This is a genomic window from Jiella flava (genome assembly GCF_017349315.1).
Taxonomy (GTDB): domain Bacteria; phylum Pseudomonadota; class Alphaproteobacteria; order Rhizobiales; family Rhizobiaceae; genus Jiella; species Jiella flava.
On the sequence record NZ_JAFMPP010000001.1, the window covers coordinates 223,446 to 246,367 of the forward strand.

Annotated in this window: 22 protein-coding genes, 1 tRNA gene and 1 pseudogene; 10 read left to right on the top strand and 14 right to left on the bottom strand. The window is 64.9% G+C overall.

The window, feature by feature from the left end; genetic code table 11:
* Nucleotides 1-23: 23 nt before the first annotated feature.
* From J1C48_RS01000 to J1C48_RS01015, 4 genes are all read right to left on the bottom strand, one after another.
* Nucleotides 24-566, bottom strand: coding sequence for an AAA family ATPase (locus J1C48_RS01000; RefSeq protein ID WP_207255787.1), 543 nt, complete (start codon nucleotides 564-566; stop codon nucleotides 24-26).
* Between the two features lie 52 nt (nucleotides 567-618).
* Nucleotides 619-834, bottom strand: a complete 216-nt coding sequence (locus J1C48_RS01005) for a hypothetical protein (RefSeq protein WP_207255788.1) — start codon at nucleotides 832-834, stop codon at nucleotides 619-621.
* A 646-nt stretch (nucleotides 835-1,480) separates the two neighbouring features.
* Nucleotides 1,481-1,945, bottom strand: coding sequence for a GNAT family N-acetyltransferase (locus J1C48_RS01010; protein WP_207255789.1), 465 nt, complete (start codon nucleotides 1,943-1,945; stop codon nucleotides 1,481-1,483).
* A 117-nt stretch (nucleotides 1,946-2,062) separates the two neighbouring features.
* A complete protein-coding gene (locus tag J1C48_RS01015) occupies nucleotides 2,063-2,860 on the bottom strand; it encodes an SDR family NAD(P)-dependent oxidoreductase (protein WP_207255790.1) in 798 nt (265 codons plus the stop codon).
* Nucleotides 2,861-2,952: 92 nt separating this feature from the next.
* Between J1C48_RS01015 and J1C48_RS01020 the strand changes: the two genes are divergently transcribed.
* The 4 genes from J1C48_RS01020 to J1C48_RS01035 all read left to right on the top strand — a co-directional run bounded on the left by J1C48_RS01020 (nucleotide 2,953) and on the right by J1C48_RS01035 (nucleotide 7,834).
* Nucleotides 2,953-3,690, top strand: a complete 738-nt coding sequence (locus tag J1C48_RS01020) for a 16S rRNA (uracil(1498)-N(3))-methyltransferase (RefSeq protein ID WP_207255791.1) — start codon at nucleotides 2,953-2,955, stop codon at nucleotides 3,688-3,690.
* A gap of 159 nt (nucleotides 3,691-3,849) precedes the next feature.
* The gene (locus J1C48_RS01025) at nucleotides 3,850-5,223 is read left to right on the top strand and encodes a glutamate--cysteine ligase (RefSeq protein ID WP_207255792.1); all 1,374 of its coding nucleotides are present in this window, start codon (nucleotides 3,850-3,852) and stop codon (nucleotides 5,221-5,223) included.
* Nucleotides 5,224-5,421: 198 nt separating this feature from the next.
* The gene (locus J1C48_RS01030) at nucleotides 5,422-6,369 is read left to right on the top strand and encodes a hypothetical protein (protein WP_207255793.1); all 948 of its coding nucleotides are present in this window, start codon (nucleotides 5,422-5,424) and stop codon (nucleotides 6,367-6,369) included.
* A 139-nt stretch (nucleotides 6,370-6,508) separates the two neighbouring features.
* Nucleotides 6,509-7,834, top strand: coding sequence for a hemolysin family protein (locus J1C48_RS01035; protein ID WP_207255794.1), 1,326 nt, complete (start codon nucleotides 6,509-6,511; stop codon nucleotides 7,832-7,834).
* Nucleotides 7,835-7,927: 93 nt separating this feature from the next.
* Here the strand turns inward: J1C48_RS01035 and J1C48_RS01040 are convergent, their stop codons facing one another.
* Nucleotides 7,928-8,206: a YjiS-like domain-containing protein gene (locus J1C48_RS01040; protein ID WP_207255795.1), complete on the bottom strand. Its 279-nt coding sequence runs from the start codon at nucleotides 8,204-8,206 to the stop codon at nucleotides 7,928-7,930.
* A gap of 182 nt (nucleotides 8,207-8,388) precedes the next feature.
* Between J1C48_RS01040 and J1C48_RS01045 the strand changes: the two genes are divergently transcribed.
* A complete protein-coding gene (locus J1C48_RS01045; protein WP_207255796.1) occupies nucleotides 8,389-9,345 on the top strand; it encodes a LysR family transcriptional regulator in 957 nt (318 codons plus the stop codon).
* Between the two features lie 19 nt (nucleotides 9,346-9,364).
* Here J1C48_RS01045 and J1C48_RS01050 read toward each other — a convergent pair whose 3' ends face one another.
* On the bottom strand, nucleotides 9,365-10,165 hold the full coding sequence (locus J1C48_RS01050) for a pentapeptide repeat-containing protein (protein WP_207255797.1): 801 nt from the start codon (nucleotides 10,163-10,165) through the stop codon (nucleotides 9,365-9,367).
* A 259-nt stretch (nucleotides 10,166-10,424) separates the two neighbouring features.
* Between J1C48_RS01050 and xseA the strand changes: the two genes are divergently transcribed.
* Nucleotides 10,425-12,038: an exodeoxyribonuclease VII large subunit gene (gene xseA / locus J1C48_RS01055; protein ID WP_207255798.1), complete on the top strand. Its 1,614-nt coding sequence runs from the start codon at nucleotides 10,425-10,427 to the stop codon at nucleotides 12,036-12,038.
* A gap of 50 nt (nucleotides 12,039-12,088) precedes the next feature.
* Here xseA and J1C48_RS01060 read toward each other — a convergent pair whose 3' ends face one another.
* Nucleotides 12,089-12,421, bottom strand: a complete 333-nt coding sequence (locus tag J1C48_RS01060) for a DUF167 family protein (RefSeq protein WP_207255799.1) — start codon at nucleotides 12,419-12,421, stop codon at nucleotides 12,089-12,091.
* 23 nt (nucleotides 12,422-12,444) lie between these two features.
* Nucleotides 12,445-12,747 (bottom strand): YggT family protein, encoded by a 303-nt coding sequence (locus tag J1C48_RS01065; RefSeq protein ID WP_207255800.1) that lies wholly within the window; start codon nucleotides 12,745-12,747, stop codon nucleotides 12,445-12,447.
* Nucleotides 12,748-12,943: 196 nt separating this feature from the next.
* Here J1C48_RS01065 and J1C48_RS01070 point away from each other — a divergent pair.
* Nucleotides 12,944-13,019, top strand: a tRNA-Ala gene (locus J1C48_RS01070).
* Between the two features lie 227 nt (nucleotides 13,020-13,246).
* Here the strand turns inward: J1C48_RS01070 and J1C48_RS01075 are convergent.
* From J1C48_RS01075 to J1C48_RS01105, 6 genes and pseudogenes are all read right to left on the bottom strand, one after another.
* Nucleotides 13,247-14,761, bottom strand: coding sequence for an ABC transporter substrate-binding protein (locus J1C48_RS01075; RefSeq protein ID WP_207255801.1), 1,515 nt, complete (start codon nucleotides 14,759-14,761; stop codon nucleotides 13,247-13,249).
* Nucleotides 14,758-16,799: pseudogene (locus J1C48_RS19210) on the bottom strand (dipeptide ABC transporter ATP-binding protein). The gene J1C48_RS01075 and the pseudogene J1C48_RS19210 overlap by 4 nt, the downstream one beginning before the upstream one ends.
* Entirely contained in the window at nucleotides 16,796-17,629 is an 834-nt protein-coding gene (locus J1C48_RS01090) for an ABC transporter permease (RefSeq protein WP_231081539.1), read from the bottom strand. Before J1C48_RS01090 ends, J1C48_RS19210 begins: the two are co-directional and overlap by 4 nt.
* A 23-nt stretch (nucleotides 17,630-17,652) precedes the next feature.
* Nucleotides 17,653-18,591 carry an ABC transporter permease gene (locus tag J1C48_RS01095; protein WP_207255805.1) on the bottom strand — a complete coding sequence of 313 codons (939 nt, stop codon included), beginning with the start codon at nucleotides 18,589-18,591 and terminating at the stop codon, nucleotides 17,653-17,655.
* A gap of 1 nt (nucleotide 18,592) precedes the next feature.
* Nucleotides 18,593-19,591 carry a proline iminopeptidase-family hydrolase gene (locus J1C48_RS01100; protein WP_425523467.1) on the bottom strand — a complete coding sequence of 333 codons (999 nt, stop codon included), beginning with the start codon at nucleotides 19,589-19,591 and terminating at the stop codon, nucleotides 18,593-18,595.
* Between the two features lie 8 nt (nucleotides 19,592-19,599).
* Nucleotides 19,600-20,490, bottom strand: a complete 891-nt coding sequence (locus J1C48_RS01105; RefSeq protein WP_207255806.1) for a proline iminopeptidase-family hydrolase — start codon at nucleotides 20,488-20,490, stop codon at nucleotides 19,600-19,602.
* A 176-nt stretch (nucleotides 20,491-20,666) separates the two neighbouring features.
* Between J1C48_RS01105 and J1C48_RS01110 the strand changes: the two genes are divergently transcribed.
* From J1C48_RS01110 to J1C48_RS01120, 3 genes are all read left to right on the top strand, one after another.
* Entirely contained in the window at nucleotides 20,667-21,455 is a 789-nt protein-coding gene (locus tag J1C48_RS01110) for a LuxR family transcriptional regulator (protein WP_207255807.1), read from the top strand.
* Nucleotides 21,456-21,616: 161 nt separating this feature from the next.
* On the top strand, nucleotides 21,617-22,108 hold the full coding sequence (locus J1C48_RS01115) for a low molecular weight protein-tyrosine-phosphatase (RefSeq protein ID WP_207255808.1): 492 nt from the start codon (nucleotides 21,617-21,619) through the stop codon (nucleotides 22,106-22,108).
* A complete protein-coding gene (locus tag J1C48_RS01120; RefSeq protein ID WP_207255809.1) occupies nucleotides 22,105-22,911 on the top strand; it encodes a fructosamine kinase family protein in 807 nt (268 codons plus the stop codon). The genes J1C48_RS01115 and J1C48_RS01120 overlap by 4 nt, the downstream gene beginning before the upstream one ends.
* Nucleotides 22,912-22,922 lie beyond the last annotated feature (11 nt).

The window sequence follows — 22,922 nt, forward strand, 5'->3', positions numbered from 1 at the left end:
CATCCATGAGCCGGACGGACAGCTTACAGCAGTCCGTCCCCCGCCAAAGCCGCGATGAGGTGGTCGGCACGCGCGCCGACCGAAATTTTCGGCAGTGTATCGAGCTCATAGCCAAGCTCGCTATAAGCGTCGACGAGCCGTTCATATTCGGCGCGCGCGGTGACAAGATCGTGCCGGCGCTCATCGTCCCCGACGAAGATCTCCGGCCAGGGCGGCGCCATAAAGACCCGGCGATGAACGCGCTGGAGCCCGATAGCGTGGCGCAGACACGCCTCGCCGGTCGCAAATTCGAGAGCGGCTGCGGCGTCGATGAGCCCGCGGTCGAAAAAGACGATCCCCTCCTGACCGCTGGCCTTGTCGCAATCCTTTCGCCCCATCGCCACGGCGCGCCGGGCAAAGGCCGCCGGATCGATCCAGGGCAAGGCCGAGCCACCGAAACGCTGCTCGCTGGCCACGATCCGTCGGCCAGGCTCCTCCACGACAGCGAAGCCGCGGCGGCACAATTCGGTCAGAAGCGTCGACTTTCCACCGCCAGAGCAACCGGAAATGATGACGAATGCTGGCATCGAACATCCCCTTTGAAGATGACGGCTCTCGATTTGCGACGCACCGCCGGCCTCAGGCACCGACCGCCGTGCCGAAGACCATCAGCGCCCGGACCAGCGACTTGATCGCGCCAAGATGCGCCGTGCCGTAACGCTCCGGCCAAACTGCCCCGAAAAGCGGCGCGTAGAGGCCGAAGCTGACACCCATCAGGGCCATGAAGATCAAGATCGAGGCCGGCGCCGACCAAAGGCCGATCGCCAGATTGGCGCCGGCCGTGGCCGAAAGCATGACCGCAACAGCCGCACCGAGCCGTAGCGATCGATCAGCGGGCCGGCCACCACGGTCGTCAGGATCACCGTCACCGACAAAAGCAGCTTCGCGGCCATATAGAGCCCCCCGAACTCGCCATTCGTCAGATGGAATTCGGCGCGGATATCACCGCCCGAGACGGCGATGAAAAAGGTCTGGCCATAGCTCGAAAATAAAGTGAGCAAAAAACCACCGGCCAGCCAGCGGGCATTGTCGTGAACGAACCCGCCGGACCCTCGGAGCACCCTCAGGCCGCGTCTCGAAATACCATCCTCCCCGGCCGCCAACGCGGCGCCGTTCGCCAGCGGCGAGCGCCCCATCGTTGCGACCCGGCCCCAAAAATCGATCGGCCATATCGTGGAACGGTTTGTCTTCCTTGCCAAGTCGGCGGGCCCACGGACATCGGACCAAGCGTTGCCTATTCGGGCGAGCTGCCGTGGTCGCTGTCACCGGCATCGCTCTCGAGGAGCGGTGTCTCGATCCTGCCTCCAGCATCGGCGAGACAATCGGAATCGATTTTCGGCAAAGCACGATGCGTCGATTCCAAGGGTGAGAGCGACCTTTCTGCGTCCGATCGGACGCAGGGCGCTCCAGACAACGATTTTCAAATGCTGGCCGACGGGCGTCAAAGGACCCGCTTGAAGCCGAGATGGCTCTGGGCAAAGCCGAGACGGGTGTAGAAGCGGTGCGCGTCGAGCCGACCGGCATCGGAGGTCAGTTGGACCAGTTTGCAGCCGCGTTCGCGACAGGCCTCGATCGCCCAGGCGATCATCTGACTGCCGAACCCGCCGCCGCGCAGCCTCGAGGCGACGCGCACGGCCTCGATCTGGCCGCGCCAAGCGCCGCGATGGCCAAGCCCCGGCAGAAACGAGAGTTGAAGCGTACCGACCGTCTCCCCGTCCTTCAGGGCGACGATGAGACGCTGATTCGGATCGGCATCGATTGCGGCGAAGGCGTCCCCATAAACCGGATCCAGCGGCAGCGAGGCGTCGTCTCGCCCGCGCCCGCGAATGTCGTCGACGAGCAAGGCGACGATCGCCGGAAGATCGGCTTCTGTGGCATCGCGAAATTGCAGGTTCGTCACAGACATGGAGGGCCATTCGGTATGAAGCGGCGCGCATCGCGCACCCTGCCCCGGTAGCCGAGCCGCAGCCACCGTGCAAGCGCGGCAAGCAGCCAAGCTGCCCCGCCACACCGGATGTCGTGCTTAGTTCTGCACCGCCTGGACCGAGCCGCCATCGACTCTGAGGTTCGAGCCGTTGATGAAGGAACCCCGCTCCGAGACGACGAGAGCGATCGCCGCCGCGACCTCCTCGACCTTGCCCCGCCGCTTCTGGACGATGCCGGGGCGTTCCTCGTCGAGAAAGCTCTTCACCGCCTCGTCGAAGGAGACGCCGAGCTCCTTGGAGCGCTTTTCCATCATGCCGTCGGTCATCGCGGTCTCGATGAAGGCCGGCGAGACGGTGTTGCACAAAATGCCGTGGGCGGCCTCCTGATAGGACAGATTCTTGACGAAGGCGGCCAGCGCCGCCTTGGCGGTATTGTAAGTGGCTTCGTCCCAGTAGGGCTGAACGGCGTTTTCGGAAGTGATGCAGACGAAACGGCCCCACCCCTTCTCGCGCATCGCCGGAAAGGTCGCCCGGGCCATGCGCACGGCGGAGAAAAAGTCGATGTCCCAGGCCTCGCGATAATCCTCATCGGTCATCTCGAGGGGATGGCCCTTGGCGCCGGTGATGCCGGAGGTGTGGACGACGATGTCGATCGCGCCGAATTTTTCCCGGCTGGCCCGGGCAAGCGCATCGACATCGGCCTGTTTGGTGACATCGGCGGCAACGCAAATCACCTCCGTCGGCAGCGACTCGGCATCGTTTTGCAGATCGTCGGTCTTCAAGTCCGACAAGACCAGCCGGCAGCCTTCTTCAGCGAGAATCTTTGCCGTCGCAAAGCCCATGCCGCCGGTCGCACCGGTGATCAGCGCCACCTTGTCTCTGATCTGCAAATCCATGAAATGTCCCTTTCGAAAACGACAATGATTTGCGCTGACAACGGCAGGCTCGGCCTTAAGTTGCGGAGCGAGCAAGAACGAGACGCGGATAAATGCCTGCCTACGACTTCAAGAGCCCCCGCCTGTTCGTCGCGGCCGATCTCGCCGAGGGCAGCCCCGTCGCACTCGATCCGGCCCAGGCGAACTATCTGATGAATGTCATGCGGCTCGAGACCGGCGCGAGCGTTCTCGCCTTCAACGGCCGCGACGGCGAGTGGCGCTGCCAGCTGGAGCGGGCCGGCAAGAAGAAGGCCGATCTTCTGCCCGAGGCTCTGCTGCGCGCCCAGACGCCCCCGTCCCAACTCGCCTATCTGTTCGCGCCGCTGAAGCACGCCCGGCTCGACTACATGGTGCAGAAGGCGGTCGAGATGGGCGCCGGCATCCTGCAGCCGGTGATGACCCAGCACGTTCAATCGAGCCGGGTGAATGTCGAGCGAATGCAGGCCAATGCCATCGAGGCGGCCGAGCAATGCGGGATTCTGACCATCGCCGAATGCCGCGAACCGATGAAGTTCGACGCGGCGCTCGCCGCCTATCTCCCGCACGGCCCGATGATCTTCTGCGACGAGCGCGAGGATGCGCAAAGCCCGGCGGCAACGCTCGCCGCGCTCCCGCGCGGGCCGCTATCGCTGCTGATCGGGCCGGAGGGCGGCTTTTCGGCGGAGGAGCGGGATCGATTGCGGGCCGAGGGGGGCGTCACCGCCATCGCGCTCGGGCCTCGCATCCTGCGCGCCGACACCGCGGCAGTGGCCGCCCTCGCCATCGTCCAGGCGGTGATCGGCGATTGGTGAGCGCCGTCGCTTCTGAGCATCAGCCGCGCAGTCTGGCCGCACCGTCAACCGATCGCCGCTTGCGCGCGCGGCAAAATCGAGGCACCACCGCGTGAGATAAAATGGCGGGTTGCGTGCGCCAAAGGCTCGGCGCGTCTCGTAACGAATGGAAGTGAACGAATGGCGCGTGACACGACCGATCTGACGCCCGTCTCGTCGATGGACGACCTCGTAGGCCATCTCAAGGACGGCGAAAAGCCGCCCGAGAACTTTCGGATCGGCACCGAGCACGAGAAGTTCGGCTATTATCTGGAGGATCTGTCGCCGGTGCCCTATGGCGGCGAGCGTGGCATCCGCAAGATCCTGGAAGGCATGCAGTCGCTCTCCGGCTGGGAGCCGATCATCGACGACGGCAATTTGATCGGCCTCTACAGCGCCGACGGCGGCGGCGCGATCTCGCTCGAACCCGGCGGCCAGTTCGAACTCTCCGGCGCGCCGCTCGAAACCATCCACGCCACCTGTCGCGAATCGAACGATCATCTGGCCAAGGTCCGCGCCGTCGCCAAGGATCTCGGCATCGGCTTTCTCGGCATCGGCTCCTCGCCGAGCTGGACCCTCGCCGAAACCCCGATCATGCCGAAATCGCGCTACGAGATCATGCGCCGCTACATGCCGAAGGTCGGCACCCGCGGCCTCGACATGATGCTGCGCACGACGACGATCCAGGTCAATCTCGACTTCGCCGACGAGGCCGACATGCGGCGCAAGATGCGCGTCGGCATGAAGCTGCAGCCGGTGGCCTCGGCGCTGTTTGCCCATTCGCCCTTCACCGAAGGCCGGCCGAACGGCCTCGTCTCCTGGCGCTCGCAGGTGTGGACGGATGTCGATAACCAGCGCTCGGGGTTGCTGCCCTTTGTCTTCGACGAGCGCTTCTCCTATCGCGACTATGCCGAATGGGCGCTCGACGTGCCGATGTATTTCGTTACCCGCGACGGCATCTATCATGACGCGACCCATGTCACCTTCCGCCAGTTCATGGACGGGGCGCTGAAGGGCGCCATCCCCGATCCCCAGCCGCAGCTTGGCGATTGGGCCAACCATCTCTCGACGCTCTTCCCGGACGTGCGGCTGAAGCGCTTCATCGAGATGCGCGGCGCCGACGGCGGCCCGTGGCGGCGGATCTGCGCCCTGCCGGCCTATTGGGTCGGGCTGCTCTACGACGAGGCGACACTGCAGGCGGTCGACGCGCTAACCGCCGACTGGCGCTTCGAGGAAGTCGACGCGATGCGCTCGGCGGTCCCGCACGACGGCTTCCGCACGCCCTTCCGCGACGGGACGGTGCTGGATCTCGCTCGCGAGACGCTCAAGTTGGCTCGGCAGGGTCTCAAGGCGCGTGGCCGGCTCAACGACGAGGGCTATGACGAGAGCTTCTTCCTCGCGCCTTTGGAAGAGGTGGTGGCCCGTGGCACGACATCGGCCGAAGAGCTCATCCGGCTCTATGAAGAGCAGTGGGACCGCTCGATGCCCCGGGTCTTCAAACATCTGAGTTACTGACGCGAGAGCCGGCCTGCCGGCCGATCCGCTGTTGCTGGCCGCACCGCGCGGATTTCGCGATGGCGGTTCGCGAAAAATTCTCCGTTAACGGTCTGATAAGACTTGGCGCGGGCTGCCTCAGCACCATTTTCTCTTATTGAGCGCTCGCCGATCGACGCATCGTCGGGCGGAACGGGCACCCAGCCGACAGGGCCGAAGATGACGGACTTTTTCGACTGGCTTACGGCAAGCGACTCCGGCATCGGCGCCGATCGCCTCGCCGACGCATTCAACCTCAGCCAGCAGGAGATGCGCAAGACAACGAGCGCGTTGGCGCCGGCTTTTGCGCTCGCCTTGCAGCGCGCGATGATCGTCCCCGGCGCATGGGCCACGATCTGCCGCGGCTACAAGCCCTTCATGGACGACGAGACCTCAAACTTCGCCCATGGCACGACGCACAGCCCGGTCGCCCGCGACCTTGCCAATGCGCTATTCGGCTCGCAGGATATCGTCTCCGCGATTGCCCGGCACGTCTCGGTCGCCAGCAGCGTTGCGCCGGACACGGTCGAGGAGATGATCCGCAACATCTCGGTGATGACGATTGGCACCATGCTGCGGATGATGATGACCAATCTCACCCGCAGCCAGCCCAAACAGCTGACCGGGGGCGACTATCCCGGCGCCGTCGCCGAGATGCTGCGGCGAAGCGCCAATGCCATCGAGGCCCTCGGCCGGCCTTCCGATGCCGGCCCGCAGAGCCGCGCCGAGATCAGCCAGATCCCCGGCTCAGACTATCTCAATCGACTGTTCAAGAACGCCTTGACCGGCAGCGTGCCATGGCTGCCACCCGAAGCCGGCAAGACGCCCGACGAGCGCGCCGCCATGCCGTTTCCACCTTACGCGGCCTTGATGGAGGAGTTCGTCCGCGGCTTTCAGCAAGGCAGCGATGACGACGCGACAGCGGCAGAGGCGACCGCGGCAAAGCGTGATGCGACCGCGGGTAGGCAGCGCGGCAGCGAAACGGCAAGCGCCGCGACCACGCCGACCGATCTCGGCGATGCCGCGCTGACCTTCCAAAAGGACTATGCACGGCGGATGCTGGAGATCCTCGCGCCTTACGCGACGAATTGGGACGGCAAGACGGACGACGACAGGCAGAGCGATTGACCGCACCGCGCCTGGATGGCGCCGGTTCGCCCTTGCTCACAGAGCGCCTATATCCAGCTCCCATCGTCTGACGCCGCCTCTCGTCCCGCGCGCCGGACCGGATACCCGCCACAATCGAGACCCAAGACCGGAACCCCACTTGCTCCTCGTCAACGCCGCCATCGTCTTCGCGCTCATCGTCCTCAACGGCTTCTTCGCCATGTCGGAGTTGGCCGTCGTGTCGGCCCGCAAGAGCCGGCTGGAGCAACTGATCAAGGAGCGCCGGCGCGGCGCCCGGATTGCGCTGAAGCTTGCCGAAAGCCCGACCACCTTTCTCTCCTCGGTGCAAATCGGGATCACCCTCGTCGGCATCTTCGCCGGCGCCTTCGGTGGTTCGGTGTTCGCCGCGCCGCTCGCCGCGGCGATGCGCGATTGGCCGGTCGTCGGTCCTATTGCCGAGGACGCGGCCTTCTTCCTCGTCGTCCTCGTCATCACCTATTTCTCGCTGGTCATCGGCGAACTCGTGCCGAAACGTCTGGCTTTGGCGAAACCTGAGGCGGTTGCCTGCTTCGTCGCCCCGATCATGCGCATCGTCGCGATGATCGGCCGGCCGTTGGTCTTCATATTGGAAGTCTCGACCCGGACGCTCGCCGCCGTCTTCGGCCTTTCCGACGACAAGGATGACGCGGTCACTGAAGAGGATGTCAGGGCGATGATCGCAGAAGGCACCCAGACCGGCGTCTTCAAGGAAAAGGAGCGGGAAATGCTGGAGGGGGTGATCTCGATCGCCGACCGCAACGTCCGCTCGATCATGGTCCCGCGCCCGGACGTCGACTGGCTGGCCCTGCGCGATGGTCCCCAGGACGCGATCGCCGAGATCGCCAAGGCCGGGCATTCGCGGTTTCCGATCGTCGACACCGAGGAAGACGCCGTCGTCGGCATCGTCCAGACCAAGGACATTCTCGAACGCCAGCACCAGACCGGCGACTTCGCCATCGCCGATATCCTGCGCGAGCCGCTCTATGTCAACGAGGCGATGCCGATCCTGAAGCTGTTGGAGCGGTTCCGCGGCCACAGCATTCACATGGCGATCGTGCTCGACGAATACGGCTCCTTCGAGGGCATCGCGACGCCGCAGGACATTCTCTCGGCGATCGCCGGCTCGCTGCCGGAGGGCGACGAGGACGAGCCGAAAGCGTTTCGGCGACGGGACGGCTCCTGGCTGATCGACGGCTCGATGGCGGTCGAGCAACTCGCCCGTCAGATCGAGGATTTCGACGTGCCGCAGGAGCGGGAATACGAGACGCTGGCGGGCCTCGCCCTCGAACAGTTCGGCCATATCCCCGACACCGGCGAACGCATTCAATGGAGTGGCTTCGAGATCGAGGTGGTCGATCTCGACGGCCGGCGCATCGACAAGCTGCTGTTGCGGCGTCTTGTCCCCGATGAGCTGGACAAGGACGACGCGAACCTCCCAGCCCTGTAAAACGCGACACGGCCGGCCACCTGATGGTGGCCGGCCGTGCACAGGCGAACGACGGCAATGGCCGGCTCATGGCGGGGACGCCGGCCGCCGCGTTCAGCGTTCGAAACCATTGCGCCGCCGCCGCGCGGCGAGGAGCGCGAGCTTATAGCTTGGATCTTCGCGCCAGTCGGAGACGAGCGACGTCGCGATGTCGTCGCGGCGCAGGCCAATATCTTTCAGCACATAATCCGGCATGTCGGCGAGCGATTTGACGCGATGGCGGTTGATCATGGTCTTGACGATCGCTCGCACTGCCGTCGCGAAAACGGTCAGTCCGGCCGCAAAGCGGTTGGACGCGGGCTGGGTGGGGGTGGATCTCACGATGATCGTCATGGCCGTTTCTCCTTTCACAAGCCATCGGATCAGAAAAAAGCGGGAGCGCTCTCCCATCGCCGAAGCGAGGGCAGCAGCAGCTCCCGAATTGTTCCTGACATGATCACTCTATGTCAGCAGGATTGATCACACCAACGAATGTTAGTAATCTCTGGCATCACTTTCGATGATGGATCATTATCATGGCCACGCCGCTCGACCTCGACCAGTTGCAGACCTTCGTCGCCATCGTCGACAGTGGGAGTTTTACCCGGGCCGCCGAGGACGTCTTCAAGACCCAATCGGCGGTCTCGATGCAGATCCGCCGGCTGGAGGAGCGCCTCGGCGTCTCGCTGTTCGAGCGCACCGGCCGCACGATCCAGGTCACCGAAGCCGGCTCGCGCCTTCTGATCTATGCCCGCCGAATTATCAGCCTCAGCCGCGAGACCCTTTCGGCCTTCGACAGCGAAGCGATCCAGGGGCAGCTTAGGATCGGCCTGCCGGATGATTATGCCGAGCGCTTCCTGCCGGAGATCCTCGCCCGCTTCAGCCGTTCGAACCCACTGGTCGAATTGCAGATCGCCTGCGAGCCCTCGGCCAACCTCGCCGATCACATTGACAAGGGCCGTCTGGACGTCGCCCTCGTCGCCGACTGCACCGTCGGCCAGATCCAGCCCGAGATCGTGCGGCGCGAACCGCTGCATTTCATGACCTCTGCCGCCCATGACGTGCATCAGGAGGCCGTGCTGCCGCTGGCGCTTGGCCGGTCGAATTGCGCCTGGCGATCCGAGGGGATGAAGGCGCTCGATGCGGCGGGCCTGCGCTACAAGGTGCTGTTCTCCTCCTGGTCGGCGCAGATCATCGCCTCGGCCATTTTAGCCGGCCTTGCCGTCGGCGTCCTGCCGGAATGCGCGCTACGGCCCGGGATGCGGGTGCTCGGCGAGCATGATGGCTTTCCCCAACTCAAGGACAACGAGATCGGCGTCCTGCGCGCCCGCAATTCCGATGGCCCGGTGGTCAGCGCCCTCGTCGACCACATCCGCGACAGTCTTGCCAATCTCCAGCCCGCCGAGGGACCCGCCCGGCCGCAGGTCAAAACCGAATTGCGCGGTGCGCGATTGTCCCGCCCGAAGCCCGGCGCCGCCGTCGCCACCGCGTGAAAGCCGAGGCGGCCGATCTTTACTGGGATGCCTTCGCCTTGCCGCTGGCGTCGAGATTCTTCGCCGAGCCGATGACGCCGCCCCACTGCACCGAGCGCAGATCGGCCTTGGCGAAATCGGCCCCGCTGATGGTGGCGCCGGCGAAATTTGCCCCGGCGATCTCGGCGCGCTGCAGATCGGCCCCCGTCAGATTCGCGCCCGAGAAATTCGCAAACTCCGCCGCCGCGCGAGACAAATTGGCGCCGGCGAGATTGGCGCCCGTCAGATTCGCCGAATTCAACACGCCGCGCATCATACCCATCGATTGATTGCGCATGTCGGCTGAAAGATCAGCCCCTTTGAGATTGGCGTCGACCAGATTGGCGCCGGTGAGATCAGCGGCAAGCCGGGTCTTGGACAAATCGGCGCCGGCAAAGATCGCGCCCTTCAATTGCGCCTGAAAGAGGCTCGCCGCCGCCAGGTCCGCGTCGGAAAAATCCGCTTTCAGCCCCCATAGCTGATCGAGCTTGGCGCCTTTGAAATTGGCGCCGGCAAAGCTCGTGCCGTTGACCGCGGCACCGGTGAAATTGGCGCCGGCAAAATCCAGCCCAGCCAGATCGAGGCCGTTCAGCGACTTGTGTGAAAGATCGACCGGCTTTGCCTTGGTGGCCTTGGCGATGAGCGCGCTGACCTCGGCTCGTGTCATTTCCGCCTTGGTCATACGCGGCGACGACATATCGAGACCGCTCATCAAACCTTGCGCCAGAGCCGGCAGCGGCCCGGCGACGCCCGCCGCAAGCGCTGCGATGGCTGCCACGATGACAATCGTTTTGGTCGTCATGCTGATCCTCCCTGACACCGACGCCGGCACAGATCCGGAAGCGCGCCGGCTGCCAGCTGCTAACGATGCGCCCCACGCATCGATTTAGGCCGTGGGATCGAGCCAATTCGAACGGCCCGCCAGCCGTCATAACCGTGCGCATGGGCGCCCTCGCCCGTGTCGAACGATACGCCCATCGTGCCTGACGCGAATGGACGCACCCTGCCCCATACCCGGCAAAGGCTTGCCGCTGGCAGCGGCGATCGCCACAGTACCGGGTATGAGCCGTTCCGCCGAATCGATCCCCGCCAGCAATGTCGCCGAATATTCCGTTTCGGAGATTTCCGGGGCGCTGAAACGGACGGTGGAAGACACCTTTGGCCATGTGCGGGTGCGCGGCGAAGTGTCCGGCTATCGCGGGCCGCATTCCTCGGGCCACGCCTATTTCGCCCTGAAGGACGAGCGCGCGCGGATCGATGCCGTGATCTGGCGCGGCGCCTTTTCCAAGCTCGCCTTCAAGCCGGAGGAGGGGCTGGAGGTGATCGCCACCGGGCGGCTGACCACCTATCCGAACTCGTCGAAATACCAGATCGTCATCGAAACGATCGAGCCCGCCGGCGCCGGCGCGCTGATGGCGCTGCTCAACGAGCGGCGGCAGAAGCTCGAGGCCGAAGGCCTCTTCGCCGACGAGCGCAAGCGCCCCCTGCCCTTTCTGCCGCGGATCATCGGCGTCGTCACCTCGCCGACCGGCGCCGTCATCCGCGATATCGTCCACCGCATCTCCGACCGGTTTCCGGTGCATGTGCTGGTCTGGCCGGTGCGCGTGCAAGGCGAGACCTGCGGAGCGGAAGTCAGCGCCGCGATCGAAGGGTTCAACGCCATCGAAGCCGGCGGCCCGGTGCCGCGGCCGGATCTTCTCATCGTTGCGCGCGGCGGCGGCAGCCTCGAAGATCTCTGGGGCTTCAACGACGAGGCCGTGGTGCGCGCCGCCGCCGCCTCGCAGATCCCGCTGATTGCGGCGGTCGGCCATGAGACCGACTGGACCCTGATCGACCACGCCGCCGACCGCCGCGCGCCGACCCCGACGGGCGCCGCCGAAATGGCCGTGCCGGTGCGCGCCGATCTTCAGGCGGCGCTTGCCAGCCACAATGCCCGTCTGTCCGGCGCGGTCTCACGCCGTCTAGACCAAGAGCGCAAGGGGCTGGCGGCGTTGCTGCGGGCGATGCCCGGCATCGAGGCCCTGCTCGAGCCGCCGCGCCGGCGCCTCGACGAGGCGACGACGGCGCTCGGCAGCAATCTGCGCCATGCCGTCGGCGACAAGCGTCGAGCCTTTACCGCCGCCGCTGCCCGGCTTGCCCCGGCGACCCTCGAAGCCGGCCTGCGCGACAAGCGGGCGGCGCTGCGCCATCACGCCGCCCGGATCGACCATGGCGCGCGGCTGCGGCTCGACGATGCCCGGCGCCGCCTCGATCGGCTGGCCGCCGGGCTGAAGCCCCATATGCTGAAGGCCAAAAGCGAAGCCGCGCGGGTGGCATTGGGACAGCTCGGCGAGCGGTTGGAACGGGCTGAAACACAGACGAGCCACCAACGCCGCCAGCGGCTGGAGGGCGCGTGGCGCCTCGCCGCGAGTCTGAGCCCGCTGAATGTGCTCGAACGCGGCTATGTCATCGTGCGGGACGGCGACGGTGCCCCGGTCACACGAGCGGGCGATCTTTACGCGGGCATGCCGATTGCGCTGGAATTTGCCGGCCGTCAAAGCCGCGCCGCCATCGTCACCGAGGGCAGCGTGCCCGCCCCGCAGTCAGAAGGCGCCGCAAAGCCGGCGGATGCGCCGAAGCGGCGCAAACCCGCGCGGACAAAATCGCAATCCAGCGATCAAGGCTCGCTGTTTTGAACCGGGCTTGAAGCGGCAGTGAGCGATCGGCGCGGTGCGCTGCGCCCCGGTCAGTCCTGATCGGCCGCACCGGCCAGAGCATCCAGTCGCGCTCCAAGCAAGCCCGCCCCGCCTAAAATCCGCAACGTCTTTTGCCGCTGGGTCGTGCCGGAGGCAACCGTGATCGTCGATTTGGGAATGCCCCAGCTCTTGGCGAGGAGGGCGATCAACGCCTTATTGGCCTTGCCGTCCTCCGGCACCGCCCGCAGCCGGACGGCAAGCCGCTTGTCGCCAGCCGCATCCACCTGAACTGCCTCGACCGCGTCCTTGGCGGCGCGGGGCGTCACCCGGACGAAGAGGACGACGTCTTCCCCCTCGATCTGAAAGAACGGCTTATCAGCCATCGCCCCGCAACCGGCAGAGCCGATCAGATGCCGGCGCGCATGATCGCCGGGTCGACATAGACCACGATGAAATACTGCAGGAACATGATGATGAAGAGCACGACCAGCGGCGACAGGTCGATCCCGCCGAGATCGGGCAGGAAGCGCCGGATCTTGCGATAGACCGGCTCGGTCATCTGCCAGAGGAAGCGGCCGATCGCATCCACGAACGGATTGCCGGGATTGACGATGTTGAACGCGTAGAGCCAGGAGAGCACGGCCGAAGCGATCACGATCCACCAATAGAGATTGAGCGCCTGATAGATTACGAAGGTGACTGCCAGCATCGATCCCGTGCCTTGTTTTCGGTCCTAGCCGATGTAGACACTGCCTTGCTCGGGCGCAAGAAAGACAGGACTTGAGCGTTAACGCCTAACTGCTCCTGCAGCCGCTTTCGTCCGGCGCGAATCTCCGCCCCGGCCCCACCGAAGCCGTTGACAGACGGCGCCTCCAAGCTCTAAAAGCCGCCTCACATCGGTGGACGGGGCTGTAGCTCAGCTGGGAGAGCGCGTCGTTCGCAATGACGAGGTCAGGGGTTCGATCCCCCTCAGCTCCACCAATGTTTTTCTCGGGAAAATTTATATCAAGTCTGGGGTCCGCGCGACTTTGCACCGTTTTCTTCGGCGCCTTGTTCCCCGCGTTGCTCGCTGATTCTCCAGCCCTTGCCAACACAAACGCCGCGGACCGACGAGGGTCTATCGGACCATCACGTCGATCCGAGGCGCTCAAAGGTCATCGCTCCGGCAGCGCCGCGCGGAAGCGTGAGCCTCCACGCGGCGGCGCGCCCTACTCCTTGTCGGTGTCTTCGAGGAAGAAGCGACCCAGCGGATTCTGAAAGAAGTCCTTCACGTTCTTGCGGGCGACATTGATGTAGGGGCTGTAGTACAGGTCGACCCAGTTGACGTCGGCCTTCGCCTGCTTCTGCAGTTCGACATACATCGTTTCGCGCTTCTTCGGGTCCATCTCGACCCGCGCCTTGGCGACGAGCTTGGTGACCGCCGGGTTGTTGTAGCGGGTCATGTAGTTCATGTTGGAATCATTGCCGAGCACAAAGGTCGTCTTCTGGTCCGGATCGAGAATATCGTTGGTCCAGTAGGCCTTGGCGACGTCGTAATCGCCATCGACCAGCATACCCCACTGCTGGGACGGATCGACCTTGCGGATGTTCAGCGTGATGCCCGCCTTGGCGAATTGCTGCTGCAACAGAACGCCGACCTGCTCGTCGACCTCGTCGCCGGCCTGGGCGAGATAGGTCAGCGTCAAATTGGAAACGCCGGCTTCCTTGAGCAGCGTTTTGGCCTTTTCCGGATCGTAGGGGCGAACCGCGTTGTCGGCATTGTAGTAGAGCGCGCCCTTCGGGATGTAGGAATTGGCGACGGTGCCGATGCCGAAGGTCACAGCGTCGACGATCGCCTTCTTGTCGGTGGCGTCGTCGATCGCCTCGCGCACCTTCTGCTTGCCGAGATCCCCATGGGAATGGTTGATCAAAAGCGAGTCTTCGCGGGTTGAAGGCTCCAAGAGGACGTTGAGATTGGGATCGGCCTCGAGCTGCTGAACGCGGGAGAACGGCACGAAGATCGCGGCATCGATCTGGCCGGCCTGGACGTCGAGCATGCGGGTGTTGTCGTCGGGGATCGAAATCCACTCCACGCCGTCGAGCTTGACCCGGTCAGCCTGCCAGAAATTCGGGTTTTTCTCCAGGATGACGCGGTCGCCGCGGATCCAGTCCTTGACCATGAAGGCGCCGGACGCGATCGGCTTCTGGGCGTAGGCCTCTTCGCCCATTGTCTCCATCCCCTTCTTGGAGATGATCGAGGCGCCGGGCATGGCGAGGGTCGAAAGAAAGGGCGCGGAGGGCGACTTCAGCTTGACGACGAGCGTCTGCGCGTCCGGCGTCGCCATGTCGGCGACGATCTTGTAGGAATCCGACCACAGCGACAGCTTGTCGTCGCGAATGCGGGTCAGCGAATATTTCGCGTCTTCCGAGGTGATCGGCGAGCCGTCGGAGAACTTCGCGTCGCGCATCTTGAACGTATAGGTCAGATTGTCCGGCGAGACCGTCCAGCTCTCGGCAAGGCCCGGCTCCAGCTTGGTCCCGGTCTTGTCCACCCGCACGAGCACGTCATAGACATTGGCAAAGACCCAGAAGTCGATGTTCTGGGCGGTGGCGATCGGATCGAAGGTCGAGGAATCTTCACGGCGACCGATGGTCAGCACGCCCGCAGCCTCGGCCACGCTGGTGCCGAAGGTCAGTGCCGCGAGGGCGGTCGTCGCGGCCAGAAAAAAGATCTTGCGATTCATGGATGCTCTCCTGTCGTCGTCAGGCGGGTTGCAGTTGCGGGGGAAGGAAGCTGACCGGGGTCGAAAATACAGGCCCAGCCATGGCCGTCGCGGCGCCGTAGCGTCGGCGCGGGATCGGCCTTGCATCGGGCTTTGGCAAAGGCGCAGCGCGGGTGGAAACTGCAGCCGGACGGCAGGTTGAGCGGGCTCGGCGGCTCGCCCTGCATCGGCGCTTCGGGCAGAACGATGTCGGGATCGATTTCCGGGATCGATTGGATCAGCGCGGCCGTATAAGGATGACGCGGCGCGGCAAAGACCTGTTCGGTCGGGCCCTCTTCGACGATCCGCCCGAGATACATCACCGCCACCCGGTCGCAGAGCCGGCGGACGATCGACAGATCATGGGCGATGAAGATCAAGGTGAGGTTCATCCGCTCTTTCAGATCGAGGAAGAGGTTGATGATCTGCCCCTGGATCGAGACGTCGAGCGCGGCGACGCATTCGTCGGCGACGATCAGCTTCGGCTCCACCGCCAGCGCCCGAGCGATGCCGACGCGCTGGCACTGGCCGCCGCTGAGCGCCTTCGGCCGCCGGGCAGCAAGCGCCGGATCAAGACCAACCAGCGACAACAGCTCGGCCACGCGCTTGCCGACCTCAGGGCCCGGGACCTTATTGTGGACGCGCAGCACCTCGGCGATCGCCTCGCCGACCGTCAGCCGGGGATTAAGCGCGTTCATCGGATCCTGAAACACCGTCGCCGTTTCCCGGCGCAGCGTCTTCAGGCCACGCGGGTTCTTCGCCGAAACTGCGACGCCGTCGAAGGCGACATGGCCGCTGGTGACGCTTTCGAGGCCGAGCAGCGCCCGGCCGAGGGTCGACTTGCCGGAGCCGGATTCGCCGACAAGGCCGATGGTTTCGCCGGGCTTGACGCTCAGCGACACGCCGTTCAGCGCCTTCACCGAGCGCCTCGTCAGCCCGAGCGGACCGCCGCCAGGGGCCGGAAAATGCAGGACGACGTCGTCCGCTTCGATCAGCGGCGTGCGGTCGATCGTCATGCGAAGCCCCGCGCCGGAACGCTTGTCAGCTCCGAGACGACCGGATTGTGGCAGGCAAGCCGCCGATCTTGGCCAACGTCCTCGAATGGTGGCTGCAGCCGCGCGCAGGCGTCGACGGCGTTTGAGCAGCGCGGATGGAATCGGCAGCCGCTCGGCATGGCATCGATCGTCGGCGGATAGCCGGGAATCGTCTTCAGCCGGCTGCCGGTCGCGCCGGCGCCCGGCTGACAGCCGGTCAGACCCGCCGTGTAGGGATGACGCGGATCGGCGAGCAGCGTGCGCTTGTCGCCGATTTCGCAGACCCGGCCGCCATAGAGCACGCAGATCCGGTCGCAGAGCTGGGCGACGACGCCGAGATCATGGGTGATGAAGATGATCGACAGACCCCGCGCGTCGCGCAGCTCTTTGAGCAGCCGCAGGATCTGCGCCTGAACCGTCACGTCGAGGGCGGTGGTCGGCTCGTCGGCGATCAGGATGTCGGGATCGGAGGCGAGCGCCAGGGCGATCATCGCCCGCTGCCGCATGCCGCCGGAGAACTCATGCGGAAAACCCCGCGACCGCTCCTTCGGATCGGGAATGCCGACCTGGGTCAACAGTTCGACGGCGCGTGCTTCGGCCGCCCGGCGCGAGCTGCCATGATGGAAGCGCACGCTCTCGGCGATCTGCTCGCCGATGCGCATCACCGGATCAAGATGGCTGGCCGGATTTTGGAAGATCATGCCGATGCGCTTGCCGCGAACGGTGCGGAACCCCGCATCCGGCAGCGCCATCACGTCCTCGCCGTCGATCCGCACCCGGCCGCCGGGGATCGACAGGCGTTTCGACGGCAAAAGCTTGAGCAGGGCGCGGCACGCCATGGTCTTACCCGAGCCGCTCTCACCGACGAGCCCAAGGATCTCCCCCTTGCCGAGCGTGAAGGAAACCCGATCGACGATGACGTGACGGCCGGTGTCGGTGGCGACGTCGACGGTGAGGTCCTCGACCTCGAAGAACGCCCCGCTCATGGCCGCACTCCCAGTTTTTCGCCGAGGCCATCGGCGAGCAGGCTGAAGCCGAAGGCAAGCACCACGATGGCAAGGCCCGGGAAGGTCGAAATCCACCAGGCGATGGAGATGAAGGCCTGGCCGTCGGCGACCATGATGCCCCACTCGGCCGTCGGCGGCTGCACGCCGAGCCCGAGATAACTGATCGCCGCGCCGTTCAGGAGCACCAGCACCGCGTCGGACATGGAAAACACGATCGAGCCGACCATGGCGTTCGGCAGGAGATGACGGAACATGATGCGCCAATGGGAAAAGCCGAGGCTTTTCGCCGCCATGGCGAAGTCGCTCTGGCGCAGCACCAGGATCTGCGCCCGGATCAGCCGGGCATAGGAGACCCAACCAACCAGCCCCATGGCGATGTAGAAGCTGGCAAGGCCAGGGCCTAAAATGGCGATGATCGCCAGCATCAAGACCAGGAAGGGAAAGGCGAGGACGACGTCGACCACCCGCATGAACAGGGTGTCGGTCAGCCCGCCGAAATAGCCGGCGATGGTGCCTGTGGCGGTGCCGATGATGAACGGGAAGATCACACCCAGCACCGCGATCTGCAGATCGACCCGAGCGCTCCAGATTACCCGCGCGAGGATGTCACGGCCGAAATTGTCGGTGCCGAAGGGATGGGCGAGGCTCGGCGGGGCGAGCCTGGCGGCGATATCCTGATAGACTGGATCGTAAGGCGAAATCAGCGGCGCGCCGATGGCAAGCACCAGGAAGACGGTCAGGATCGCGCCGCCGATCAACATCGGCTGCGGCACACCAGCGGTCAGGCGGCCCAGAAACCGGCGCGGCATCGGCCGATCGAGGGTCGCCTCGCTCATAGCGTCACCCTCGGATCGAGCACCACGGTCAAGATGTCGGCGAGGAAGTTGGTCAGCACCGAGGCCAGCGCGAACAGCATCGCGACGCCCTGCACCACCATGTAGTCGCGGGTGAAGATCGCCCGGATCAACAGCTGACCCATGCCGGGAATGGCAAAGACGCTTTCGACGACGACGGTGCCGCTGATCAGCCAGCCGATATTGACCGCGAGAAGATTCAGCGTCGGGATCAGCGAATTGGGCAGGACGTGCCGGCGAAAGACGATATGCTCCGGCAGGCCGCGCGCCCGCGCCGCCATCGCCGCGTCGGATTCCATCTCGGCGAGGAGGCTTGCCCGCAGGCTGCGGGTCAAGACCGCCGACAGCGACAAGGCGATGGTTAGGCACGGCAGCACCATGTGATGCAGTTTGTCGGCCACGGACTGACCATAGCCCGAGACCGGAAACAGGCCGAGCTTCACGCTGAACAGGATGATCAGCATGATGCCGAGCCAGAAGGCCGGCATGCCGAGGCCGCCGGTCGAGATCATCCGCACGGCATGGTCGATCGCGCCGCCGCGGTGGCCGGCCGCCAGGGTGGCCAGCGGGATGGTGATGATGAGGGAGAGAATGACGCTGCCGAACACCAAGACCAGCGTCGGCTCCAACCGGCCGAGGATCAGACCGATGACGTCGACCTTATAGAGGATCGAGCGGCCCATCTCGCCGTGGAAGAGGTTTTTGACAAAGTCGAAATACTGCACCCAGATCGGTTCATCGAGACCGAACTGGGCACGGATATTGGCAAGCGCCTCGGGCGTCGCGCGGGTGCCGAGCAGGATGCGCGCCGGATCGCCGGGGATCGAATGGACCAGCACGAAGGTGATGATGCTGATGCCGACGAGGACAGGCAGCAATTGCAGCGGACGATAAAAGACGAAGCGATAGCGATGCATATCAATCCGCCTCTACCTGTTCGGCGGGCTGCGGCTCTTCCGCTCGACACAAGCGGAGCGGATGGCGCCTGAAGAAGTCGACGAGCATCGCCCGATAGGCTTCGGGCTCTTCGTAAAAGGGAGCGTGGGAGCTGTTGGGGAAGATTCCGATCTGCGATCTTGCGATGGCATGGTGCATGCGGGCCGCGCAGGCCGGCGTCAAGACGTCGTTCTTGCCACCGACGATCAGCACCGGCCAGTCGAACCGAGCGAGATCGGCAAGCCGGTTCCAGTCGCGGATCGAGCCGGTATAGCAGTATTCGTTTGGCCCCTGGATCGCCATGAAGATCGGCGCATTGAAGCCGTCCTTGGAGCGCTGGACCGAATCGGGCCGCGCCGCCGTGCGCCGCAAGTGGCGATGATCGAGGAGGTCGACGGCGGCCCGGTAGGCGGGATGATCGTAGCGCTCCTCGGCCTCGAAGCGCTGCATCATCGCCTCGGTTTCAGGGCCGAGCGCCGAGCGCAGCCGGGTGATCTCGCCGAGGAGATGAGGGATATCGGCGGCGGTGTTGGCGAGCACCATCGAGCCGATCCGCTCGGGATGCGTCAGCGCATATTCGATGCCGCACCAGCCGCCCCAGCTGTGGCCGAGAAAGTGCACCCGCTCGAGCCCGAAAGAGTCGAGAACGGCCTCGACCTCGTCGACGGAGCGGGCCATCGTCCATAGCCCCGCATCGTCCGGACGGTCGGAGGCGCCGGTGCCGAGTTGATCATGCACGACGACGCGAAAGCCGAGATCGGTGAGCGGGAGATGCGGATCGCGCAGATAGTCGCAGGGCAGACCCGGCCCTCCGTTCAGGAGAAAGACGACCTCGTCGCCCGCCCCGTAGCTGTAGCCGACGACCTTGTGCCCGCTGTCGAGCGTGATCACCCGGCGCTCGTCCGGCGCCCGATGCTCCCAGACGCGAAAACCGTGAACGGTCTCCGCGAACGCCTCGATCTGTGCGGGGGACGCCGTCACCGCGCGCCTTACCCGTTACCGCGACGCTTGAGGAAGTCGACGAGCACCGGATAGAATGCCTCCGGCTCCTCGTAAAACGGCATGTGGCTAGAGTTTGGGAACACCTTCAGTTCGGCATCCGGCAGCGCATGCTTCATCTTCGCCGCACAAGCCGGCGTCAACTCGTCATGCTGGCCGACGGTGATCAGGGTCGGCACGGTGATCCGATGCATGTCCGGAATGCGGTTCCAGGCGGACATATTGCCGACATATAGGAACTCGTTCGGGCCCTGCATGGTCTCGTACGGTCCCATGTTCCAGTCGTCGAGCGAGCGCCGCACCGGCGCCGGCCACACGTCGAGACGGCAGACATGGCGGTAGTTCAAAATCGTGATCGCCGCCTGATATTCGGGATGGTCGAGCGTGCCCTCGGCCTCGTGGCGCTGCATCATCGCCACCGTCTCGGAGCCGAGGCTGGCACGTAGCCGCTCGAGTTCGCCGATCAGATGCGGAATGTCGGCCGCGGTGTTTTCTAAGATCAGCGTGCGCAGCGCCTCGGGATGGGTCAGTGCGTATTCGATCGACAGCCAGCCGCCCCAGGACTGACCGACCAGATGCACCTTGCCGAGACCCAGCGCCTGGCGCACCGCCTCGACTTCTTTCACATAGCGCTCGACGGTCCATAGCGAGCGGTCGGTCGGTCGATCGGACGAGCCGGTGCCGAGCTGGTCGAAGGCGACGACGCGATAGCCGTGGTCGATCAGGCAGGAATGGGAATCGCGCAGATAGTCGCAAGGCAGCCCGGGGCCGCCGTTCAGACAGAAGACCACATCGTCACCCGAGCCGAAGCTGTAGGTCACGATCTTGTAGCCATCCACTTCAACGTCACGCCGCTCGTCCGGTTCGATTTCCCGCCACATGTTGCCAACCCGCTTCGTCTTAGGCTTTTGGGATGCTCTTTCGAGCGTTTCAAAAAGCCTAGCGCTTCGCGCCCGAAGCCCGCCAGCTATTAAAAATGATAGGTCCGACGGCGGCGAGGCTTGCTTGGGTTCGCTCAGGATGTAAACATGTCGAAAAAATAGTCAGCAAGAGCACGATGTCCCTGATCGCAACGGACAGTTCTGAAATCGACGCCTATTTCGAGGCGGGCCAGACCGCGGAGGAGCGCATCGCGCTCGCCGAAAAGGCCATCGCCGCCTACGGGCTGACATCGCTGATCTACGACTTCACGACAATCAAATATTCCCATGACGGAGAGCTGGTGACGCCGTCCTTTCTGGCTATGCGCAACTTGCCGAAGGACATGGTCAAGATCTGGTGCGAGGAAGGGTTTTATCAGATCGACCCGGTGCAGCAGTTGGCCTTCCGCTCCCACCTGCCCTTCGTCTGGTCCTATCGGCGGGACGGCAAGACGCCCCTCAACCGCATTCTCGGTGAAACCCACGAGCCGGTGGTCGATTATCTGCATGATTCCGGCATCACCTGCGGCCTGACGGTGCCCGTCCATCTGCCGAATGGCGAATGCGCCACGGTGACCGGCATCCGCCACGGCGCGGGATCTGACTTCGAGCGTGAAATCACCCCGCATGTCGCCAATTTCACGCTGTTTGCCCATATCCTCCACGAGAAGGTCTATGCCATTCTCGGCGAGGATGCCCGCAACGCCCGGCCGGTGCACCTGACACCGCGAGAGAGGGAATGCGTCGCCTATGCCGCCGAAGGCCTGTCGGCGAAGGAGATCTCGTTGAAGATCGACCGCTCGGTGCCGACGGTGGTGATGCATCTCAACGCCGCCACGCGAAAACTCGCGGCCACCAACCGGGCGCAGATGATCGCCCGGGCCGCACATTACCGGCTGATCGAGACCGGCTTCAGCGTAATCTGACGCCGCGATGGCCGCCGCGCCCAAAACTGGCACGAACGGTGGCATCCGTGCCAAACGATGAGGCATCATTGCCATCGCCATTTGCCTCGCCTCGTCTCGTCTCGACCAGGTGCCACCCATTGCAATTGCGACACGCATGATTTGCCAGCCAACGGAACGCCATGCCCCAGCCTCCAGCCGTCCTTTTCGTCTGTCTCGGCAATATCTGCCGCTCGCCGCTGGCCGAAGCCGCCTTTCGCGCGGCGGCCGAGCGCGAAGGCCTGACGGTCGAGGTCGATTCGGCCGGGCTTGGCCGCTGGCATCTTGGTTGTCCGCCAGATTCCCGCTCCCAGGCCGTCGCCCGCCGCCACGGCATCGAGATCGGCGAGCGCCGGGCACGGCTGGTGAGGCGGGAGGACTTTTATCGCTTCGACCATATCGTCGGCCTCGACCAGGACAATCTCATAGGCCTGCGCCAGCTCGCCCCGGCTGATGCGACGGCCACAATCAGCCTGCTTCTCGATCACGTCCCGGGCCGCAAAGGCCAGTCGGTGCGCGATCCTTATTATGAAGACGAATCAGCCTTCGCCGATGCCTGGCGCGACGCCTGCGAGGGCGCCGATGCATTGATCACGGCACTCAAGGCGGAGATGGGCCGAAAATACGAGCCATGAGCCCGCTGGCCAACCGCGCCGCAGCGCTGCTCGGCGGCGCTGTCGCCAGCACCCGTCACTTCGCCGGCGGCTCGCTCTCGAGCGTGGAATGGGTGCGGCTCGCCGATGGCCGCGAGATGCTGGTCAAATCCGGTCCCGCGCCCGAGGTCGAAGCCCGGATGCTCCGCACTCTTGGAGAGGCCGGCGTGCCGGTCCCGCAGGTGCTGGCCGCCGACGATCAGGTTCTCGCCATCACCCGGCTTGCCGACGACTGCAGCCTTTCCGCTGCCTGGGGCGATCTCGGCGCCGCCCTGCGCCGCCTGCATGCAAAGACCGCCGTTCGCTACGGCTTTGCAGACGACTACGCCTTCGCTCGGCTCAAGATCGTCAATCGCTGCGACGACGACTGGCCGCGCTTTTACGCCGAGAACCGGCTGCTCGCCGCCGCCCGTGGCACCGGCGCTCCGATCGAGCGCCGGGTCGAGGCTTTGTGCGCCCGCCTCCACGACCGTTTGCCGAAGCAGCCCCGAGCCTCGCTCCTCCACGGTGATCTATGGAGCGGCAACGTGCTGACCTTCGCCGGCAGGGTTTCCGGGCTGATCGACCCCGCTGCCTATTACGGCGACGGCGAGATCGACATCGCCATGCTCGGCCTCTTCGCTCGCCCGAGCGCGGAATTTTTTGAGGCCTACGGTCCCCTGCCTGCCGGCCACCACGAGCGGGCGCCAATCTATGCACTGTGGCCCGCCCTCGTGCATCTCAATCTCTTCGGCAGCGGCTATCGCGGCATGGTCGAGGCCTATCTCGCTCAAGCCGGGTTCTGAAGCCTGCGGCC

Bases quoted from the DNA above. Each gene is read 5' to 3' on its own strand.
- J1C48_RS01000 (WP_207255787.1), bottom strand. From the start codon at position 566: ATGCCAGCATTCGTCATCATTTCCGGTTGCTCTGGCGGTGGAAAGTCG.
- J1C48_RS01005 (WP_207255788.1), bottom strand. From the start codon at position 834: ATGCTTTCGGCCACGGCCGGCGCCAATCTGGCGATCGGCCTTTGGTCG.
- J1C48_RS01010 (WP_207255789.1), bottom strand. From the start codon at position 1,945: ATGTCTGTGACGAACCTGCAATTTCGCGATGCCACAGAAGCCGATCTT.
- J1C48_RS01015 (WP_207255790.1), bottom strand. From the start codon at position 2,860: ATGGATTTGCAGATCAGAGACAAGGTGGCGCTGATCACCGGTGCGACC.
- J1C48_RS01020 (WP_207255791.1), top strand. From the start codon at position 2,953: ATGCCTGCCTACGACTTCAAGAGCCCCCGCCTGTTCGTCGCGGCCGAT.
- J1C48_RS01025 (WP_207255792.1), top strand. From the start codon at position 3,850: ATGGCGCGTGACACGACCGATCTGACGCCCGTCTCGTCGATGGACGAC.
- J1C48_RS01030 (WP_207255793.1), top strand. From the start codon at position 5,422: ATGACGGACTTTTTCGACTGGCTTACGGCAAGCGACTCCGGCATCGGC.
- J1C48_RS01040 (WP_207255795.1), bottom strand. From the start codon at position 8,206: ATGACGATCATCGTGAGATCCACCCCCACCCAGCCCGCGTCCAACCGC.
- J1C48_RS01045 (WP_207255796.1), top strand. From the start codon at position 8,389: ATGGCCACGCCGCTCGACCTCGACCAGTTGCAGACCTTCGTCGCCATC.
- J1C48_RS01050 (WP_207255797.1), bottom strand. From the start codon at position 10,165: ATGACGACCAAAACGATTGTCATCGTGGCAGCCATCGCAGCGCTTGCG.
- xseA (WP_207255798.1), top strand. From the start codon at position 10,425: ATGAGCCGTTCCGCCGAATCGATCCCCGCCAGCAATGTCGCCGAATAT.
- J1C48_RS01060 (WP_207255799.1), bottom strand. From the start codon at position 12,421: ATGGCTGATAAGCCGTTCTTTCAGATCGAGGGGGAAGACGTCGTCCTC.
- J1C48_RS01065 (WP_207255800.1), bottom strand. From the start codon at position 12,747: ATGCTGGCAGTCACCTTCGTAATCTATCAGGCGCTCAATCTCTATTGG.
- J1C48_RS01075 (WP_207255801.1), bottom strand. From the start codon at position 14,761: ATGAATCGCAAGATCTTTTTTCTGGCCGCGACGACCGCCCTCGCGGCA.
- J1C48_RS01090 (WP_231081539.1), bottom strand. From the start codon at position 17,629: ATGCCGCGCCGGTTTCTGGGCCGCCTGACCGCTGGTGTGCCGCAGCCG.
- J1C48_RS01095 (WP_207255805.1), bottom strand. From the start codon at position 18,591: ATGCATCGCTATCGCTTCGTCTTTTATCGTCCGCTGCAATTGCTGCCT.
- J1C48_RS01105 (WP_207255806.1), bottom strand. From the start codon at position 20,490: ATGTGGCGGGAAATCGAACCGGACGAGCGGCGTGACGTTGAAGTGGAT.
- J1C48_RS01110 (WP_207255807.1), top strand. From the start codon at position 20,667: ATGTCCCTGATCGCAACGGACAGTTCTGAAATCGACGCCTATTTCGAG.
- J1C48_RS01115 (WP_207255808.1), top strand. From the start codon at position 21,617: ATGCCCCAGCCTCCAGCCGTCCTTTTCGTCTGTCTCGGCAATATCTGC.
- J1C48_RS01120 (WP_207255809.1), top strand. From the start codon at position 22,105: ATGAGCCCGCTGGCCAACCGCGCCGCAGCGCTGCTCGGCGGCGCTGTC.